General features: G+C 50.3%; 12 protein-coding genes and 1 pseudogene. 6 read left to right on the top strand and 7 right to left on the bottom strand.

The window, feature by feature from the left end; all coding sequences use genetic code 11:
* Positions 1-8 precede the first annotated feature (8 nt).
* Genes N5E87_RS14490 through N5E87_RS14480 form a run of 3 tightly spaced genes read right to left on the bottom strand, consistent with a single transcriptional unit; the run spans position 9 to position 11,193 of the window.
* The gene (locus N5E87_RS14490) at positions 9-2,435 is read right to left on the bottom strand and encodes a PfaB family protein (protein ID WP_086902353.1); all 2,427 of its coding nucleotides are present in this window, start codon (positions 2,433-2,435) and stop codon (positions 9-11) included.
* Entirely contained in the window at positions 2,432-10,327 is a 7,896-nt protein-coding gene (locus N5E87_RS14485; protein ID WP_086902354.1) for a type I polyketide synthase, read from the bottom strand. The genes N5E87_RS14490 and N5E87_RS14485 overlap by 4 nt, the downstream gene beginning before the upstream one ends.
* The gene (locus N5E87_RS14480) at positions 10,324-11,193 is read right to left on the bottom strand and encodes a transcriptional regulator (RefSeq protein WP_086902355.1); all 870 of its coding nucleotides are present in this window, start codon (positions 11,191-11,193) and stop codon (positions 10,324-10,326) included. Before N5E87_RS14480 ends, N5E87_RS14485 begins: the two co-directional genes overlap by 4 nt.
* 380 nt (positions 11,194-11,573) lie before the next feature.
* Here N5E87_RS14480 and N5E87_RS14475 point away from each other — a divergent pair, with 380 nt between their 5' ends.
* The 3 genes from N5E87_RS14475 to N5E87_RS14465 all read left to right on the top strand — a co-directional run bounded on the left by N5E87_RS14475 (position 11,574) and on the right by N5E87_RS14465 (position 14,070).
* On the top strand, positions 11,574-12,578 hold the full coding sequence (locus tag N5E87_RS14475; RefSeq protein ID WP_086902356.1) for a 4'-phosphopantetheinyl transferase superfamily protein: 1,005 nt from the start codon (positions 11,574-11,576) through the stop codon (positions 12,576-12,578).
* A gap of 168 nt (positions 12,579-12,746) precedes the next feature.
* Positions 12,747-13,268: a hypothetical protein gene (locus tag N5E87_RS14470; RefSeq protein ID WP_086902357.1), complete on the top strand. Its 522-nt coding sequence runs from the start codon at positions 12,747-12,749 to the stop codon at positions 13,266-13,268.
* A gap of 61 nt (positions 13,269-13,329) precedes the next feature.
* On the top strand, positions 13,330-14,070 hold the full coding sequence (locus tag N5E87_RS14465; protein ID WP_086902358.1) for a sporulation protein: 741 nt from the start codon (positions 13,330-13,332) through the stop codon (positions 14,068-14,070).
* Positions 14,071-14,164: 94 nt separating this feature from the next.
* On the opposite strand, the gene queF is transcribed toward N5E87_RS14465, so the two are convergent.
* Entirely contained in the window at positions 14,165-15,025 is an 861-nt protein-coding gene (gene queF, locus N5E87_RS14460; RefSeq protein ID WP_086902359.1) for an NADPH-dependent 7-cyano-7-deazaguanine reductase QueF, read from the bottom strand.
* A 59-nt stretch (positions 15,026-15,084) separates the two neighbouring features.
* Between queF and syd the strand changes: the two genes are divergently transcribed.
* A complete protein-coding gene (syd, locus tag N5E87_RS14455) occupies positions 15,085-15,735 on the top strand; it encodes a SecY-interacting protein (protein WP_086902360.1) in 651 nt (216 codons plus the stop codon).
* Between the two features lie 102 nt (positions 15,736-15,837).
* On the opposite strand, the gene N5E87_RS14450 is transcribed toward syd, so the two are convergent.
* On the bottom strand, positions 15,838-16,611 hold the full coding sequence (locus N5E87_RS14450; protein WP_086902361.1) for a Zn-ribbon-containing protein: 774 nt from the start codon (positions 16,609-16,611) through the stop codon (positions 15,838-15,840).
* Positions 16,611-16,994, bottom strand: a complete 384-nt coding sequence (locus tag N5E87_RS14445; protein ID WP_086902362.1) for a hypothetical protein — start codon at positions 16,992-16,994, stop codon at positions 16,611-16,613. The genes N5E87_RS14450 and N5E87_RS14445 overlap by 1 nt, the downstream gene beginning before the upstream one ends.
* A 147-nt stretch (positions 16,995-17,141) precedes the next feature.
* Between N5E87_RS14445 and N5E87_RS14440 the strand changes: the two genes are divergently transcribed.
* Positions 17,142-17,540: a DUF3192 domain-containing protein gene (locus N5E87_RS14440; protein ID WP_011623408.1), complete on the top strand. Its 399-nt coding sequence runs from the start codon at positions 17,142-17,144 to the stop codon at positions 17,538-17,540.
* A 49-nt stretch (positions 17,541-17,589) separates the two neighbouring features.
* Here the strand turns inward: N5E87_RS14440 and N5E87_RS14435 are convergent, their stop codons facing one another.
* A complete protein-coding gene (locus N5E87_RS14435; protein ID WP_011623407.1) occupies positions 17,590-17,823 on the bottom strand; it encodes a DUF2789 domain-containing protein in 234 nt (77 codons plus the stop codon).
* Between the two features lie 144 nt (positions 17,824-17,967).
* On the opposite strand from N5E87_RS14435, the pseudogene N5E87_RS14430 reads away from it, so the two are divergent.
* A pseudogene (locus tag N5E87_RS14430) lies at positions 17,968-18,180 on the top strand (GNAT family N-acetyltransferase); the annotation flags it as partial.
* Between the last annotated feature and the right edge of the window lie 84 nt (positions 18,181-18,264).

Raw genomic sequence — 18,264 nt, 5'->3', positions numbered from 1 at the left:
TTGAGAACTCAAAGGGGTTCTCCTTCTTGGAATACGTTTGAATAATGGCCTAATGCACTGGCTGAATGTGGCGCTATCGTTTTCGCTGTAGCCTTCTCTGCCGATTGAAGCACAAGCGGCGCAAGGGAAAGTGGCACTCTATGGCTGATAAGTTGAGCTAAGCATTTGAGTAAACTGGTGATCGTATCGCTGCCCTTGGCATTACATGCCATGGCTAATATCGGTTGTTCCTGTGTTTGAACGCCATCGGCGCCCAACTCTAGTTGGCGGCCGATTTTATCGATAAGTGTGCTGGTTTGCCGATCGGCGCCCACCTCAACAAATAAGCGCGCACCTTGGTGATACGCGGTGTTAATCAGCGCGGTAAAATTCAGCGGCGCGCAAAAGGTGTCGGCAATACTCTTGGCAATGCTTTGGCTATCGATACTGACGGCGCTTTGCTGCGCCGCGCTAATAAAACGCACCTGAGTCTCGCAGGCATTCGCCTTTAAGCCCAAGGTATAAAACCTTTGAATAGCACTGTGCTGTGACTGCGAGGGCGGGGTATGCATGGCGGTGACTTTATTGCTGGCAATGCCACGCTTATTCAGCCTTTTAAGGAGTTGTAAGCAGCTTGCTTCGCAGCCCGCGAGAATACAGGTATCGCCCTGTTCGATGGCCAGATAAACCCGTGGAAAATCATTCAGCAGGGCATTAATTTCGGCGCGAGAGGCTCGCACTAAAAAGCTGTTCCACGCCAGCGGTGCATCTTCATTCAACTGCCAATCGCGGCGCACCGCAAGCAGTGGGCCTGAAATCTCCTGATTGAAGATGGCGCTGTTTTGGGTGGCGTTAATCAGGGCATGTGGCGTTTGCCAAATATCCAAACTTGCCCACATGGCCGCTTCACCCATGGAATAGCCCAGAGCGAGTTGCGGTTGGATATTAAAGACTCGAGTCAACAGCCGACTAAATAGGTAACTGGCGCCAACACCGCTAATCGCAAGTTGGCTTAAGCTCATGTTTGCCGCATCTTTTAAATCAACAGCACTTTTTACATCAACTGCACTTTTGGCAGCGCCTTGGTAAATCGCCTCGGCCTGCAACATGGCGGCTAAATCCCCTTCACGTTCAAGCTCGCGATAAAGCTCAGGGAAATAGCGATGTAAGTCGCTAAACATATTCGGGTAAACCGTGCCGACGCCGGGGTAGACAAAGGTTAAGCCCGTATCGCCGAGGGGCGTTGGCGTAAAATAACTGCCCGCAGGGGTCTTAAAGGCTAGATTGGCCGATGGCGTTTGGGCTGGTACTGGCGCAGGAGTCTGTTGCGTCTTTTCAATATAAGCACGCATCGCCTTGGCTTCTTGCATAAGCTCTTCAAGGGAGCCAGCCATCAGCACTAAGGTTAATTTATCCTTTGCTTGATAGCGCTTAAACCAATTATTGCCTTGGCTGCTGAGCCAGTCCGTATCGGGAAAGTTTGCCGATAAATCTAATGAATCAATTAGTTGTGATAACTGTACCGTTAAAGACTCATGTGTGTTGCCGCTAATGGGAATAAAAAGCCTGTTGGCATTGAGCAACGGCTGAGCGATAAGCCGAGTGCCTTGGGTCAAGATAAGGCTTTGGGTTGTGCTCGCTTGAGGGGCCTTATCCAAGAGATTACCCAAGGGCTTATTCAAGAGCTTATCCAAGAGATTACCCAAGAGATTTAGGCTTAATACCCTTGCCTGATGGGGCTTGGTAAACCAATAGCCGTTTTGTGCGGTTTTTACGGGCTTTTCAGCGCGCTGTTCAGCGTGTTGTTCAGCGAGTAGTTCAGCAAGTTGTGCTGCATCAGTCGCATCAAGCATTGGTTGAATGCCTTTGAGACTGCGATGACTTAACGCCTCAACCGCTTGAGATAATACATTCAACTGACTGGCAAGATTGCCTGCCTGCGCGTAGCCATTAACCGCCTGAGCACAATCGCGTTTCGCCAAGCTAAAAGCGCTGTTTAAGCAGCGCTCGACGGTATTTGTATTGATAGCATTTGTTTCTTCGGCTGTTTCAGCTTGGATTTGCGCTAATGCTGAAATATAAGCCTCGGCATGCAGGTGTAACTGCGCTGCCATCAGCCCATCGAGCAGATACAAGCTACGGGCTTGCTGCTGATATTCAAAGCGAATTTCAACGAGCTGTTTTTGCGCAATATGGTCGAGTTGCTCAGTGAGCAAGGCGACCAGTGTTGGCTCATCAGCTGGCTCATTAATCAGTGGCTTATCTTCAACATTGAGCTGAATTCGACAAGCGATCAACTGCTGCAGCTTGCTAACATCGGTTTGTGCATGGCTAAGTACACTCAGCATCCACCCATCACCAAGCCATACGGCTATTCGCAGTGGCTTGGCATTGGGATGCGGACTGTTTAATGCCGCATTGCTTAATGCGGCATGTACGCTTGGGGCGAGTGTCACTTAACACTTACCTCGGCCGTGCTTTGGCCTGCTGCCTGCACATGCGTTTGTTGCTGAGGTTTATTGGCCAAAAACGCTTGGTTGAGCGTCTTACTGACCGTAACCTTGGCCCGTTTCATCTCGCAGCTTAATCGGCCATCTTGATGATAAAGCGCAATATTGGCTTCAAGTGTTCGGGACGAATGCTTGATAACATCCAGCACTAATACTGCCTTCTCGCCAAAACCTAAGGGCGAATAGGACACAAACTCGCCAATGGCACTGGGTAAGCTTGCCGCTTGATATTTAAGGCGCGCCCACACGAGCATGGCCTGCAATAACAGATCTTCGGCAAAGGGTTGTGTGCCTTTATCCTCAAGATTTGGCGCAAACTCGCCGCAGTCATCTAAGGCCACGGCTGGCAGTGCTACCTTAGCGATAAGCTGCTGATCATCAAAGGCGAGCACTTCGCTTATGCCTTGCAGTCTTGGGCCATGGAACAGTGTGCCATCGCTGTAGAGCGACTCACGGTTCGCGATAGCGGGTTGCTGTGCCATCTCCTGCATCAGAGAATGCAACTCACCAACCTCCAAACCCTGTGCGTCTGGCGTATCATCCGTCTGCGCCACTAACACCGCCTGATACTGCGGACGACCTTCAAAGCTTATCAGCGCGGTTAACGCCTCAGTCGATTGCTGTGTCGCGTCGGCAAGCGGCGTGAGCATCAATTCGAGCTCAATAGGCGCATCGCGGGCAAGCAGCGCCTCATCGAAGATAATTCCCTTGAGCAGTCGATAATCGCTGACACTCACCGCCTTTCCTAAATGGGCCTTGGCGGCCTCACGCATCCAATCGATGGCGCACACCGTTGGCAACACTGCATGACCATTGATGCAATGATCCTCAATAAAGCTCATGCGTTTAGGGTCGAGGCTGCGCATGACGCGAATACTTTGCGGCACCGTTTGGGCCATAGGCTGCGGATCTAACGCCGTGGTTAGATCCGCTTCAGGCTTTTTTGCTGATGCAGCTTCAACAGTATTGGCGGTATTGCCCTGCATATCGGTTCCGACCAACAGCTGCGCTCCCGTATCACTTAATAATTGGCTGGCAAATAACTCGGCACCGGCTTTGAGTGGAATGACATAGACCCCGCGGTCGATAAACATCTTTTTCAGTGCAGGATTAACCATGCCGCCATCCCAAGGACCCCAGTCAAAGCTCATCACCTTGGCTTGTGGCAATTGCTGCGCGAGTTGCAGCGCAGCCTTGTTGAGAATGTCGTTAGACATGGCGTAGTCGCTCTGGCCGGTATTGCCGTAAAAACCCGCCGCCGAAGAGAACAGGGCGATGAGCGTTAACTGGCTAAGATCCAGTGCAGACAGCAGATTGTTAAGTCCGGTCACCTTAGTGCCATAAACGCGTTCAAGTTCGCTTAAGGTTTTGTCTTGAATATGTTTATCGGCAAGTACGCCCGCGCCGTGGATAATCCCCGTGATGGGCGATAGGGCGCTGATAGGCGCAATAGTGCTGGCAATGGCGGCAGGATCGTTAACATCCAGGCTTAAGTATTCGGCGCTGGCGCCAACCGCTTCAAAGGCCTGCAAGGCATGGCTGATTTCAAGGCTGCTTTGTACTGGCCAAACTAAGGCATCCACTTGTTTTGGTGTGGGTTTATCACCCAGGCTTTGCAGATGTGCAATGGCAGCAGCTTTCAGCTCGTTGCGATTTTTACCCTGAGCCCAAGCGGGGATCCCTTGATGGGCGCTGCGACCCGCGAGGATAAAATGTGCCTTGCAGCGTTTCGCTAAACTTAAGGCGCACTCGAAGGTGACGCCCTTAGCGCCGCCTGTGACGAGGATTTTGTCCGCAGACGAGAGAGACGCGCCACTGCGGCGAAGCACGGCATTGCCAGCGACTAAGGTGGTGCGCTCAAGCTCGCTATCAATACCGACTTCGACTGGCGCATCTTGGAGGTAGTATTCCTGCACTACCGCATTGGCGACCGTTTTAGCGTCCAAGTTTGGCGCGATATCCAGCGCGCGGCAAACCACTCCCGGCCATTCGTGATTTAAGGTTTTCGTGAGTCCAGAGAGCGCCGCTTGGTTGAGTTCACTCTGGCTAATAACAGCGCCTGCCGACTCGTCCATGCCGATATAGCCAAAGCCACCGTCGATACGGCTGACGGTGACAAAGCGGCAGTGGTCGCGCTCAGTTAACAGCGGTTGTAAGTGTTTGGCGAACAAGAAGGCTTGCTCGACCGAGGCTTTGGCGTCGTCAGCCAGCACTAAGCCAGCACCTTTATCCACATCGGACTTATGTTGTGGCTGCAGATGAATAAAACCGGCGATTTGGCCAAGCGCTTCAATCTGATTGATGACCGCACAAATGCTTTCATCATCAATCGCCTCCAGCGTGAAGCTGGCGATATGGCTATCGAGTGGCGATGCGCTGGTCACAACCGTTTTCGGTGAGCGTACAACCGCGACCTTAACGCCTTGGGCGTGAAGCTTTTCGGCAATCACCCCCGCGTTGTGGCCATCGTCGCCGATAACGACGTAACTGTTTGCCGTCAGTTGAACATCACTAGTCGCTATGATGCGCGCTAACTCAGCCGCCGCTGGCAACTTTTTTAGCATCACCTCACTATGGGGCGGCAGGTCGATGGTTTCCTCGACGGTTTCTGCAGTTGCCTCTTGAATCTCTTGAATTGGCGCAGCATGGTTTTGCTGTAGTGCCTCACTTGATGCTTGCGAACCCGCATAGAGGGCGACAATCTCACCCAAGGTGCGACACTCGGCTAAATCCTCTGGGCTCAGTTCTGGCAGGTTTGGCAGTTGATCTTGTACTGTGCCTAAAATTTCCACGCGCTTAATGGAATCGATACCAAGGTCGGCTTCCATATCCATACTCAGTTCCAGCATTTCCACGGGATAGCCCGTCTTTTCGGCCACGACCGCCATCATAGTGCATTCAATCGCGTCATTAGAAAGCGCCGCACTTGCTGCTACTGCACTTGCGAGCACTGCATTTTGTGTCGCATGGCTCACTGTGGCAGCAGCTGTTACAGGAGCCGCTTGGCTAAATAGCGCAACGATTTCCCCTAGGGTGCGACACTCGGCTAAATCCTCTGGGCTGAGTTCTGGCAGGTCGGGTAACTCGTCCTGTACCGTGCCTAAAATTTCCACGCGTTTGATAGAATCGATACCAAGGTCGGCTTCCATATCCATACTGAGTTCGAGCATTTCCACGGGATAGCCGGTCTTGTCGGCCACGACCGCCATCATAGTGCGCTCAATTTCATCATTAGATAGCGCCGCGCTTGCAGCGACTGCACTTGCGACTACTGCATTTTGTGTCGCATGGCTAACTGTGGCAGCAGCGGGTACAGGAGTCGCTTGGCTAAAGAGCGCGACAATTTCCCCAAGGGTGCGACACTCGGCGAGATCTTCTGGGCTCAGTTCTGGCAGGTTCGGTAACTCGTCCTGTACTGTGCCTAGAATTTCCACGCGCTTGATGGAATCGATACCAAGGTCGGCTTCCATATCCATGCTCAGTTCCAGCATTTCCACGGGATAGCCTGTTTTGTCGGCCACGACCGCCATCATAGTGCGTTCAATTTCATCATTAGAAACCGCCGCGCTTGCTGCTACTGCACTTGCGAGTACAGCATTTTGTGTCGCATGGCTAACTGAGGCAGTAGCTGTTACGGCTGTCGATACTACAGGAGTCGCTTGGCTAAAGAGCGCCACGATTTCCCCTAGGGTGCGACACTCGGCTAAATCTTCAGGGCTGAGTTCTGGCAGGTTGGGTAACTCGTCCTGTACCGTGCCTAGAATTTCCACGCGCTTAATAGAATCGATACCAAGGTCGGCTTCCATATCCATGCTAAGTTCCAGCATTTCCACGGGATAGCCAGTCTTATCGGCTACCACCGCCATCATAGTGCGCTCAATTTCATCATGAGAAACCGCCGCACTTGCAGCTACTGCGGTTTGTGTTATTGACTGCGGGCTTGCTGTAACGGCTGTTACAGAAGTCGCTTGGCTAAAGAGCGCAACGATTTCCCCTAGGGTGCGACACTCGGCTAAATCTTCAGGGCTCAGTTCTGGCAGGTTAGGTAATTCGTCCTGTACTGCGCCTAGAATTTCCACGCGCTTAATAGAATCGATACCAAGGTCGGCTTCCATATCCATGCCAAGTTCTAACATTTCAACGGGGTAACCCGTTTTATCGGCAACCACTGCCAGCATGGCTGTCTCGATTTGCTGCACGACTGACTTCTCGGAAAGCGCGCGAGTTGCTGTCGCCACAGTTTGCACTTGTGGTTGCTGAACTTTGGGCTCACTCACAGGCGCAACAGTCGCTTTTGGCTCTGCGGCTAACGCTTGAACCACGGGCGACTGTGCTGGAGCGACTGGCTTTGCCGCTGTAACTGCCACTGGTGCCGCTTGAATGGGGACTTGAACCTGAGGCGCTGGCATTTGGCCGAGTAGGGCTAATGCCGCTTGGCTGCTGCTGGTCTGCAATTGCATAAATTCAGCATGGCTCTTTAGAGTTTGTGCCTGATGCTGGTGGAACAGCTCCATAGAGCGTTGCAGGCTCTCTGGAATGGCGATGCCAAGGCTTGCCATTTTGGCTTGCTCTGCCATCAGGGCACTGACGGTATCGCTGTATTGCTGCGGGATCGCTAAAAATTGTTGATGTAATTGCGCGGCCTGGGTTTGGGCGGCAAAAAAGGCGCTCAGGGCATCTTGATTCGCCTGTCCAGTGGTAAAGCTGGTTGGCTGTGCAGGCGTTTGCTGTTGAATATTATTGCTATTTTGTGCCACTGGCTTTTCCACTTCGACAACCTTCTCTAGAATTTTTTCGACAATCACTGGTTTTTCAACGACTTTCTCAACCACTTTCTCAACGAGGCGATCCACATACTGCACTTGGCTGGTAATTTTGCCCGATTGCAGCGAATCGACCATTTTGTTGCGGGTCGCTGGGCTGATGTAGTTGGTCGCGTTGAGCTTGATATTCATGGCCGAAGGCGTTGCGGGCGCAATCAGCTCGGCTTGATAAGGGTCGATTTCCCCCAGTGTTACCCCCGCAACCGCCAGTTGCACCGCAGCGCTGCGCAGTTGGCTGTCGGAGTCGGCTTTAGGATTCGGGTTAATGCTGATAAGGCAAAGCTCTTGTAACTGCTCGGCTAAGGTATTTTCTGTCAACTTTTGCAGAATGTTTTTCGGGCCAAACTCGACAAACACCCGTGCACCAGCGGCATACATGGCTTCTAGTTGCTCGCTAAAGTGCACCGATTGCAGCATATGATCTTTAAAGGCGGCTTTGATGGCGTTGGCATCGGTAGGGTGTAGTTGACCAGTGCCATTGGCATACAGGGCAATCTTTGGCGTGTTGAATTGAGCCTTATCGATGGCTTCGCTAAAGGGCTTTTGCGCATGGGCAACCAATGGCGTGTGGAAGGCGCCGGAAACGGGCAGGGCAATTGCCTTAAAGCCTAACTCGCCAATGGCCTTAGCGGCCTGTTGTGTCGCTGTGGTAGCGCCAGCAATCACCAGCTGAGTCGGTGAGTTGTAGTTGGCAATCTTGACGTCGTCAAACTGCGCTAGGCAATCGTTGATAGCCTCAATATCTTGTTTTTGCTTAAGAATGACGGCATACATGACGCCAGCATCACGACTGGAGTCGGCATCCTGAGGTGACTGCGCCATTGCCTGTCCACGTTCAAAGGCCAGCTTGATGTAGTCATCCATTGAGATAACGCCTGCGGCGCACAGGGCCGAAAGCTCACCAAAGCTATGACCTGCGAGCATATCTGGGGCGAAACCCGCCTGAGTCAACAGGGTGTACTGCGCCATAGAGATCGCGCCGATGGCGCTTTGGGCATAAAGGGTATTGGTTAATGCACTTTCCTGCGCTTTTCTCGATTCGTCATCGAAGGCGGGGATCGGGTACAGCACGCTTGAAAGCGAAGCCTCACCACGGTCGCTAAACACTTTATCGCTGGCGTGGATATGGCGGCGAAGCTCGGGGAAGTTGTTGGCAATTTCCAGTCCCATATTCAGGTATTGCGAGCCTTGGCCGGCAAATAAGGCCGCAACCTTATTGTTATCCTTGACCAGAGCTTGGGCGCGGAAACTTATCCCTGAGGGGAGTTGCCAGCTCTCGGCGCTATTGGATTCTAACTGTGCTATCGCTTGGGTTAACAGAGTCTGTAACTGGGCATAGTCCTTGGCAATAAAGCCAAGACGGGCCGATTGCGGGGGGAGTTCACGCAGGGCGTAGGCTTTCGCAAAGGCAACAAAATGCGCCTGAGAAAGTTCTGCTTTGGCCGCAGTTGCTTGCTGTAGCGCGGTTTTTAACTCGCTCAGCAGTGCGGTTTTGTCGGCGGCGGCAAACAGCCAGCTTTGCGCTACGCAGCGTTGACGATAGGCGTCATCGCGCGCGTGTTCGGGGTGATATTCTTCGAGCACTAAATGGAAGTTAGTGCCCCCAAAACCGAAGGAGCTGATCCCGGCGCGGCGCGGCGTATCGTCACTGCGTTGGATCCAAGGGCGCGCCTCGGTATTGAGATAAAAGGGCGAGCGGGTGATGTTTAATTTAGGGTTGGGCTGACTGACGTTAATTGTTGGTGGCAAGACTTTATGGTGCAGTGCCAATGCTGCCTTAATCACACCCGCTGTGCCCGCGGTGGACTTAGTATGACCGACCTGAGATTTAACTGAGCCTAAGGCGATATGCTGTAACTGCTCATTATCCTTCGAGAATACTGAGGTTAAGCCATTGAATTCGGCCACATCGCCTGCTGCTGTGCCTGTACCGTGGGCTTCAATCAAGCCAACGGTGTGCGGCGCAAAGCCTGCGTCATCATAGGCGCGCTCTAATGCCTTGGCTTGGCCTTCGGGGCGCGGTGCATAAATGCTCTTAAATTTACCGTCCGATGATGCGCCAACGCCTTTGATTACCGCATAGATACGGTCGCCATCGCGCTCGGCATCGTCGAGGCGTTTTAAGGCGACCATGCCGATCCCTTCGCCAATCATCATGCCCTTAGAATCGATATCAAAGGGTTGAATCTGTTCGTTGGTGGTAAAGGCTGGCGTCTTTGAGAAACTCATATACATGTAGGGCGAGTTGTCAGTACAGACACCGCCGGTAATCATCATGTCGCTGCGACCCTCGGTCAGTTCGGTCAGCGCCATACGCATGGCGGCAAGCGAACCTGCGCAGGCGGCATCGACGACGCAGTTCATCCCCCCTAAATCGAAACGGTTGGCGATGCGTCCGGCAATCACGTTGCCAAGGGAGCCGGGGAAGGAGTTCTCTTCCCAGTGAACATATTGATCTTGGAATTTTTTGATCAGCAGTTCACTATCTTCATCGCTCAGGCCACTGCTTTTAAATACTTTTTTCAGCACGGGATATTGCAGGCGCGCGTTGAGGCTATGGCTTAGCTTTTGACCGCCGCCAATCCCGAGGGTGATGCCGATACGGTCACGGTCGTAATCGTCTGGCAGATTGGCATCCTGTAGGACTTCCTTGGCGACGACCAATGAGAGTAACTGTGAGCTGTCGGTGAGTTCCAAAATATTGGGCGGCAGACCAAACTCCATCGGATTGAAGTCGACCTCTGGCATAAAACCACCGCGTTTGCAGTAGCTCTTATCGGCCTTGGACTTATCCGCATCGTAATAGTCATCAATAGACCAGTGGGACTCGGGTACGTCGGTAATGGCATCAATCTTGTCGCAAATTAAATCCCAAAACTTATTCAAATAGCGGGAGTTAGCAAAGATACTCGCCATGCCAACGATGGCAATCGGCATATCTTTTAAGCGTTTATTCAGTCTCTTATCGGCTTTTTCATCGGTTGATAATTGAGGCTGTGATGGGGTATGGCTCATAACGAGTCTCCACTGGCAAAGCGTTTGGTCGTTGCCTTATTAAGGGATTTAGCGATGGCTTTTGGGGTTTGCACGCCAGGAAAGCGGGCTAAAAAAGTGTGGTAGTTGCGTACCAGCAATTTACGCAGATGAAACGGCCCATCCTTCAGCACATAGGCGATGTAGCGATTGGCCGCTTGGGTGTTACTGTCTTGATAAATATCGATATAAATCCAATCCGCCTTGCTATCTATGCCAAGGAGTACCGATTTAGGTTCGGCCTCGGTTAATTGCGGCGGCAGGGTGAGGGACACCACTTGTACTACGGTATCGCCATCTGTGCTTGGCAGGGCAAGCGCCTTGGCCAAGGTTTCGGAGTTGACCGTGTAGGTCTGAACATCGCTGCCTTGGCTGATAGGTAATTGATTAAAATATTGTTTAGGCACGAGCTCTTGATCAAACTCATCGAGGCGCGAAACCCCATAACGCTTAAGGCAGCGGGCTAACCCCGAGCGGGACACATTGGGGTTAATAAAGGTTTGAGTGGCCTTGAGCAGCCTGTCTAACGGCAGCTTGAGCTGATATCTCAGTCCCACCACGACGTATTCTTCCATCGGAGTGAGGGTGGTATTGAGGTGATGCGGCGTATTCGGACTGTCGTTCACTGACTCGCGCTTACGCCATTTACGCACTGTGGCTTCGGTAATATTTAAAATTTTGGCGAGCTGACTCACACTCAATTCAGATTGCTGAATAAAGTGTCGCATCTCCGGCGTAGTCGTGGCATTGCGGTGCCTTGCCGTTTTGGGGGCGGACTTGTGCTCCGGGCTTGGCTTATCAGCCTGAGCATGATCCGCGGCTTGAGTACCCACTTTTCGATAACTCATGTTGTTAGTGCTGTCCCATCTTTATTATTTTCATCCAACATAATCTATCGGGACTGCTTAAACTTGCCTGCCAAAGCGGAGTGTGGACTCATGCTTAATCTAGGCTTAAAACCCGTGAGCTATGTGTTTTGTTACGCACAATGGTGATGCAGATTACCTGAGGTTTCGGCTCGATACAATCATATGGGACTTGAAATGATTTTTTAATGTTCAAATGACTCTGCTCAAAGGAGCCAAACTCCTGTTTAGTACAGGGTCTATGTTAAAATAATCATTTAAATTCATAAGATTAGAAACAAAATTGAGATACTGCTCGTCAGGCGAGTAGAACTGAGTAGAATAGGGCTGCGGTTAAACTCAAGGGTTGTTGGGATAAATTAATGAATATTGAGCTTTTTTTTATACCATTAACCGAAATGGATACGGCCAGTACGAATGCGTGTATGGCGCTCTTGAGTGAGGACGAGCGCGCTAAAGTGGCGCGTTACCGGGCGCCCAAGGCGCAAATGAACGGCTTATTGGTGCGATCGGCGCTGCGCTGCGTCTTATCTCAAGGGCTGCAATCTCGCGGTGGAACCTCACCTTGCTCCTCCCAACGACAGATTGCGCCCCAAGATTGGTGTTTTGAGTATGGGGCAAAGGGCAAACCCAGTCTTAACCATGAGCAGTTTTTGAGTACTGGCATTGAGTTTAACTTGAGCCACAGTGGCGACTGGTTATTGATTGCCTTAGCGCAAGACGATGACAAGGGAGAAACTGCTAACACAGCGCAGCCCCGTTTAGGTTTGGGTGTAGATATAGAGCGTGCCCGCGCCAGCACTCATATTTACCCGATCCTTAATCATTATTTCTCCCCGATTGAAGCCGAAGGCTTATTAGCCCTTGAGGGCGAGGATGCGCAGCGGCAGCGCTTTTTTGATCTTTGGGCACTCAAGGAATCCTACATCAAGGCAACGGGTTTGGGCTTAGCGCAGTCGCTGAAATCCTTTGCCTTTGACTTAGCACCAAACAGTTTGCTGGCGGTTGATGATGGCGTGCTGCAAACTGTCGACACCCCGAACAGGGTTGAACTCAAGCTCAAGCTGCAAGATAACTTTGCTTCACCAAGCCAAGCTAAGCCCTGTTCTTATCTTCAACTCCCATCGCGTATTCCACTTTATTCCAATATTAAGCTACTGATTGAACCTGAAACTGCACAGGATGCCACAAGCTCCCATGCCCAACATTGGCGGAGTTATTTTGGCCGACTTGATGAGGAATATCGTTTTGGGCTCAGCTTGGTTGATGGTGACAGCTTAGTGCAGGATGACAGGTTGGCGAGGGTCACTATTTCGATGCAGCTGACCAGTATCACTGCATTACTGGCGGCATGCTCTGCCATCTAGTGCGGCCTTCGCACTAAGGCTTAGGTCGCCTTCGTTCTTGAATTACTGCTTTTAATTCAGTTTCTTGTCCCTTCACTGACTTTGTTATTCCTCCATTCATATTTCATTTTGGATTAAACCTAGCTCGCTATAGTCACGCCAGAGAACTCACTGACAAGGTTGTTAATCATGAAATTCAAATGCCTTTTATCGACCACCACTTTGCTACTGCTTGGTGGCTGTGGCTACTTTGGTGGCGATGAAAAACAGCAATTAGAGCAGGCATGGCTTGCTCAAGATCCCCAACTACAACAAGTGGTTGAGCAAATCCGCAGCCGCGGGCTCGATGTGGTCGCCCAAAGTGCGGCGGCGGGCACTGTGTCGGCCTGTGTGGCCGAAAAACTCAGCCAAGATCCCCTCGGTAAATTAGTGAGTGTCGAAGGCGCCTTAGTAGAGTCAGCTAAGGTGGCGGAATTACTCGGCGATTTACAGCAGGTGATGGAGCAAGAGGTGAGTTTTGATCAAGTCGCAAGCCTGTTACAAAAGGGCGCAGATGCGGCGGCCTATGCCAAAAGTTTGATCGAACAACAGGGCATCGAGCAAGCCATGCAAAGCCTTAAGCAAATGGTACTCGCCAGTGAACAATTTGCTCAGCAGGATTTAGGCGCGCATTTCCAGCAATTATTGCTTGAGTGCAAATCTGCTCATTAATTGAATAACCGCTGTATTAGGGCTGCTTATCCGTGCAGCCTTAGCAACATAAGGAAATCCCATGTTTAAAAAATTGCTGGCCTCTGTCGGTATCGGTGGTGCGACGGTCGATACCCAATTAATTGATAATCGACTGCTGCCAGGACAAATCTTTAATGCCACTATCGTCGTTAAAGGCGGTAATGTGCCGCAGCAGATCTCCGGCCTCGACTTAGCCCTAATGACTAAGGTGAAAGTGAGTAGCGATAACGGCGACTATTTTAAGAACCATCGCTTGGCGAGCTGGCGCTTAACTGAGTCCTTTGAAATTCAAGCGGGTGAAATTCGCGAGATCCCGTTTTCAGGTAAATTGCACCCCGAAACCCCCTTTACTCAGCTCCCAGTGCGCAATAATCAATCCCAGGTATGGTTACAAACGGGAGTGGACATAGATACCGCGCTCGACCCTAGCGATATAGATGCGCTGGTCATTATGCCAACGGCGATTGCCGAGCATGTGTTAAAGGCGATGGATGGCCTTGGTTTTGTGTTGGTGAAAGCCGATGTGGAGCAAGGTTTCCTCAATACGCGTGCCTTTCGTTCCACTTCGGGTTGTTACCAAGAGCTAGAGTTTAAACCACGCAATATGGGCTTTAATCGTTTGCGTGAGATAGAGGTTTCTCTGGTGTGCGATGCCGAGCAAACCCATGTATTGCTTGAGCTTGACCGCGCATTCCGTGGCGATGGTTACTTGTATTTCAGCCTGCCAAACAATGCCACCTTGAGCCAAGTGCAAGAGATTTTTAGGGCGAATTTGGGCTAAGTGTAGGTACAGTTTAAGTTGTGAGCTTGGTTGAATAGTTTACAACAGACAATAAAAAAGCCCTGATTACTCAGGGCTTTTTGCTGCAAGTTGATTACTGTCTTGCTAAGCGGTGGCTCTCGCCTGGGTGCTCAAAATCACTGCGGTAAGGGTTAATGTCTAGGCCGCCGCGACGGGTATAGCGGGCGTAAACGGTTAACTTAGTGCAGTGGCAGTAATGTTTTAAATCGACAAAAATCCGCTCGACACACTGCTCATGGAACTCGTTATGCTGACGGAACGAAATCAAATAGCGCAGTAACTTTTCGCGATCGATTTTAGGCCCTTGATAACGGATCATCACACTGCCCCAGTCCGGCTGAGAGGTGATTAAGCAGTTTGATTTCAACAGATTAGAATTGAGTGTCTCGGCAACAATCTGTTTGTCATCTGTGCTGTTTTCAAGATAATCCGGGTTAAAGTCATAGTCGCTGACTTCGATGTCCAGATCGTCAATGCAAGTGCCTGGCAGCTCGACGACGCGTTGAATACCAAAACTCTTAGGCTCAATAATCTTCACTGTGACTTGGCCTTGGGCGCATTCACCGAGATCCTGCACTAAGGTTTTTTGCACGGCTTCGATATTGTCGAACTTGGTTTGGTTAAAACTGTTTAAATACAGTTTGAAGGATTTTGACTCGATCAGATTTTGGCTTTCATGGCTTAGCTGAATGTCGGCAATAGCCACCATAGGTTTGCCCTTGGCGTTTAGCCATGACAACTCATAGGCCGTCCAGATATCGGCTCCGTGGAAAGGCAAACTTTCCGCCGTGAGGTTGATAGCGTTACGGTTAAGTGAGCGAGGAACCCCTTGCAGCAGCGACGCATCATACTCGGCTTGGTAATCCGTGGCTTTACCTAAGGTTAGGCCGGCAAGCTCTTTTGCATCACTATAGGGATCGTGATTGTGTGTCATCAATACTGTTTCCATGTCAAAATAGGCGCACATTATACCCGAAATTGGATTGTGCTTAAGTGTCTTGTCTGCCTGCTCTCGATAAATTTTTGCAAAACTATCATCAGTCTTACCTATCAACTTTAGGCGAATTACCGCGATATTACCCGCAGGGCGAGCCATCTTTGTGTATTCAAGGTGAGTTTGATGAATCATCCGATGAGGCGGTGTCTTGGCTCCCCGTTAAGCGTGAACAGCTCGGCAGTTTTGCGAATGTTGAGCATGCGCTTGAGTTAACATTGTGGCCAGATATCAATCACTTTTATGGGGAATATTTTGCGGCGCCCGTGTTGTTTGATTCACGGTGGGGCACGGGCGAATTGTTGCAGGTATGGAACGAGGCGGATTTTGATGCCCTGCAACAAAATATCATCGGCCACTTAATGATGAAGCAAAAGCTCAAGCAACCGGCAACTTGGTTTATTGGTTTGCTCGATGAGGGCGATAAGATGCTAACCGTTGATAATGCCGATGGAAGTGTGTGGGTTGAAATCCCTGGCGAGCTTCCTTCTGCCCAATTGGCGCCGAGTGTAGCTGAATTTATTGAGGCTTTATCGCCACGTATCGCGCCGCCCGTCAAACATGAAGAATTGCCCATGCCAGCGCTCGAACATCCGGGGATTTTTGCCAGCTTTAAACGTATGTGGCACAACCTGATAGGTAAGCGTTAAGCGCGGGGAAATGTTGCAAAGGTCTCTTGAAAAAGCCTCTTGCAAACCTGTTTCGCAAACTCGGCTATTTTGCCTGCCGAGTTTGCGCTTCAGTACAGGATGTTATTGATGATCCCAAGACAAATTAGACACTATGCGGCAAGGTTCGCAGCGAAAGTGGAACATATCTAATAGCGGCTCGTCGAGTTTCCAGTCGTGACTGCCACAGCGTGGGCAGGGGCGAGCTAACTCTGATTGCAGATCCTGTCCCCCGACGCGATACAAATAATAGTAAGTGGGGATTTTGGTCAGGTATTCAATTCGGCCGCGTAAGTCCCAACCTCTCCTAAATAAATCACTGTTTGGGCTGGATAATTCTTCCAGCGCAGCAAATTCTGCCTTAGTGGCAGCCGCCATTTGTAACTCATCACAGGCTTGCCACTCGGTTTGCCAGCGGATAACCCGTTTATGATCACCATTAAAGGTGGCTGGGATTTGGTACAGCGGAATGGGCAATAGGTTATCGCCACTTCGCAGGGGCGAGCACATATGCACATAGCTAGTGTAGAGCAGTTGCCAGCTGGGTGGCTCAGTATTACTCACCTCAGAATTGATATCCTGACCGATAAATTTTTCGCGTGGCGCCAGTAGCTTAGCCTCGGTTAATTCCGCCAGTGCTTTTTTCACCCACGGGCTGTGATAACGATGATTCAAACTGTTTTTTTCAGGCGTGAGTAGGCGTACTCGAAATTCGCCCTCATTATAGGCCACGGCAAATTCGCGGCCAAGGATTTGGCCATTAGCACGGTAAGCTTCGAGTAATTGATTGATGGCACGTTCTGCCGCACTGATGGTGGTATCGGCAAAGCATTCAAAGCGCAATTCGGTGACAAACATTAAGCGGATTTTCCTTGGGATTCGAGTTGAGTGACACGTTGTTTCAGCTCGATAAGTTCATTTTTGAGTTGCATGATCTCGTTGTTTTTTAACGCGAGAGCTTGCTCAATGCCCTGTTGTAACTGGGCTAACTGTTGCGCCAGTGTGGCGACTGTGAGTGGCGAAGCTTCGGCGGTATGAGTCTCTTCAACCACGGGCTGTGATTGGGCCGCTAAACGCTCACGCTCGGCTTTGGGTATCGATTTAAACTGCTGTAATCCTTGGATTAACAGCGGCATGGGGATTTTGTTACCGACGCGGCTTTTTATCAAGGCAAGGCTTGGGGTTTTACCGCTGGCTTCGAGTGCGCACGCTGCTGCTAACACTTGGTCAATCGGACTCATAATAAGTGAAATTCCTTAATGTATATCGTGTTTTTCACTAACTTACTGTGATGTGGTTGTTTTAGTTCTTATAAATCAATGTATTGCCGTTTGGCATTGATTTTGCTTTTTAAGCATTTTTATAACAAGTACACAGGAAGTCATAATATGAACGCAAATATTAATCGCAAACTCATCGCGGTCACGTTTTTAGGGTTAGCAAGCTTAGGTCTTAGCGGTTGTGTGGTCAATGTCGGCGACAGTGAATCTAAGTGGGATAGCAACGAATCTTGGGAAAAAACACAGGACAAAAACCGCAATAATCTGACTAAGCTCAGCCTTGGTATGAGCAAAGACCAAGTGATGACCCTGATGGGCGCCTCGGACTTTAGCGAATCTTATCTGCAGCAGAAAGACGGCCAAGCCGATAAAGAAGTGTTGGTACTCTTTTATCGCACCCAGCATACCCACAGTGACGGTAAAACCACTAAGGATGAATGCACGCCAATCGTCTTAAGTAATAGTGTGTTAGTTGGTTGGGGCGACACCGCCTACAGCAAAATTTAACGACTCAACGCAACTCGCCATGAAGTGATTCAGTGTCAGCCCTAAGCCATTAGGGCTTTCTTAATTGCACATCGAGCTGCTCGATAAGTTCGGTCCACTGGGCATCGGCCTCTAATGCTTCGGTCAGAAAACTCTTTTGCGCCTGCGTCCAAAATGGCGCTTCAGTTAAGTGTGTCTCAGGGGGAAGTTGATGGGTCGCAATAAACTGCCCTATGGCTTGAGCTTGATTGGCTAATCCCAACTGTTCAAATAGATGACTCAAATCGACTGGCGTTGTATCCATGCTCGCATCCTCTCTGTGTGCCTTTATTTAGGGTATGCAACTCACTGAAAAATGCAATCTATGATTAAAATTTGCACTTTTTTGTTTCCTTGATACAGTGATAATTACTCCTAAGAGTGTGATCTAAATCAAGGAATTCTAATAATGGACAATAATACCTTGGATGAGTGCCGTGCAGTTTATCTCACCGCCGAAGATTTACGCCTCGCCGCTTCGATTCTCTACAACGCCTATCATGACGACCCTTTCTTTGTGGATGCCTTATCCACTTCAGACAAATTCGCCTACGAACAAAAATTACGCGCCGCAATCCGTGAAGAGTTGAATGCGCTCTGGCAGGAGAAGCAAGCCTTAATCGTAACACCGATCAGTTAAGGCATTGATCAGTTGAACGATCCTACGGATGGTTAACAATACCCTCAGTACACTAATTGCTGAGGG

The sequence above is a fragment of the Shewanella sp. GD03713 genome, from assembly GCF_029843705.1.
Taxonomy (GTDB): Bacteria; Pseudomonadota; Gammaproteobacteria; order Enterobacterales; family Shewanellaceae; genus Shewanella.
The sequence above is the reverse complement of the archived record's forward strand: the minus strand, read 5'-3'. Positions and strand labels throughout refer to the sequence as shown.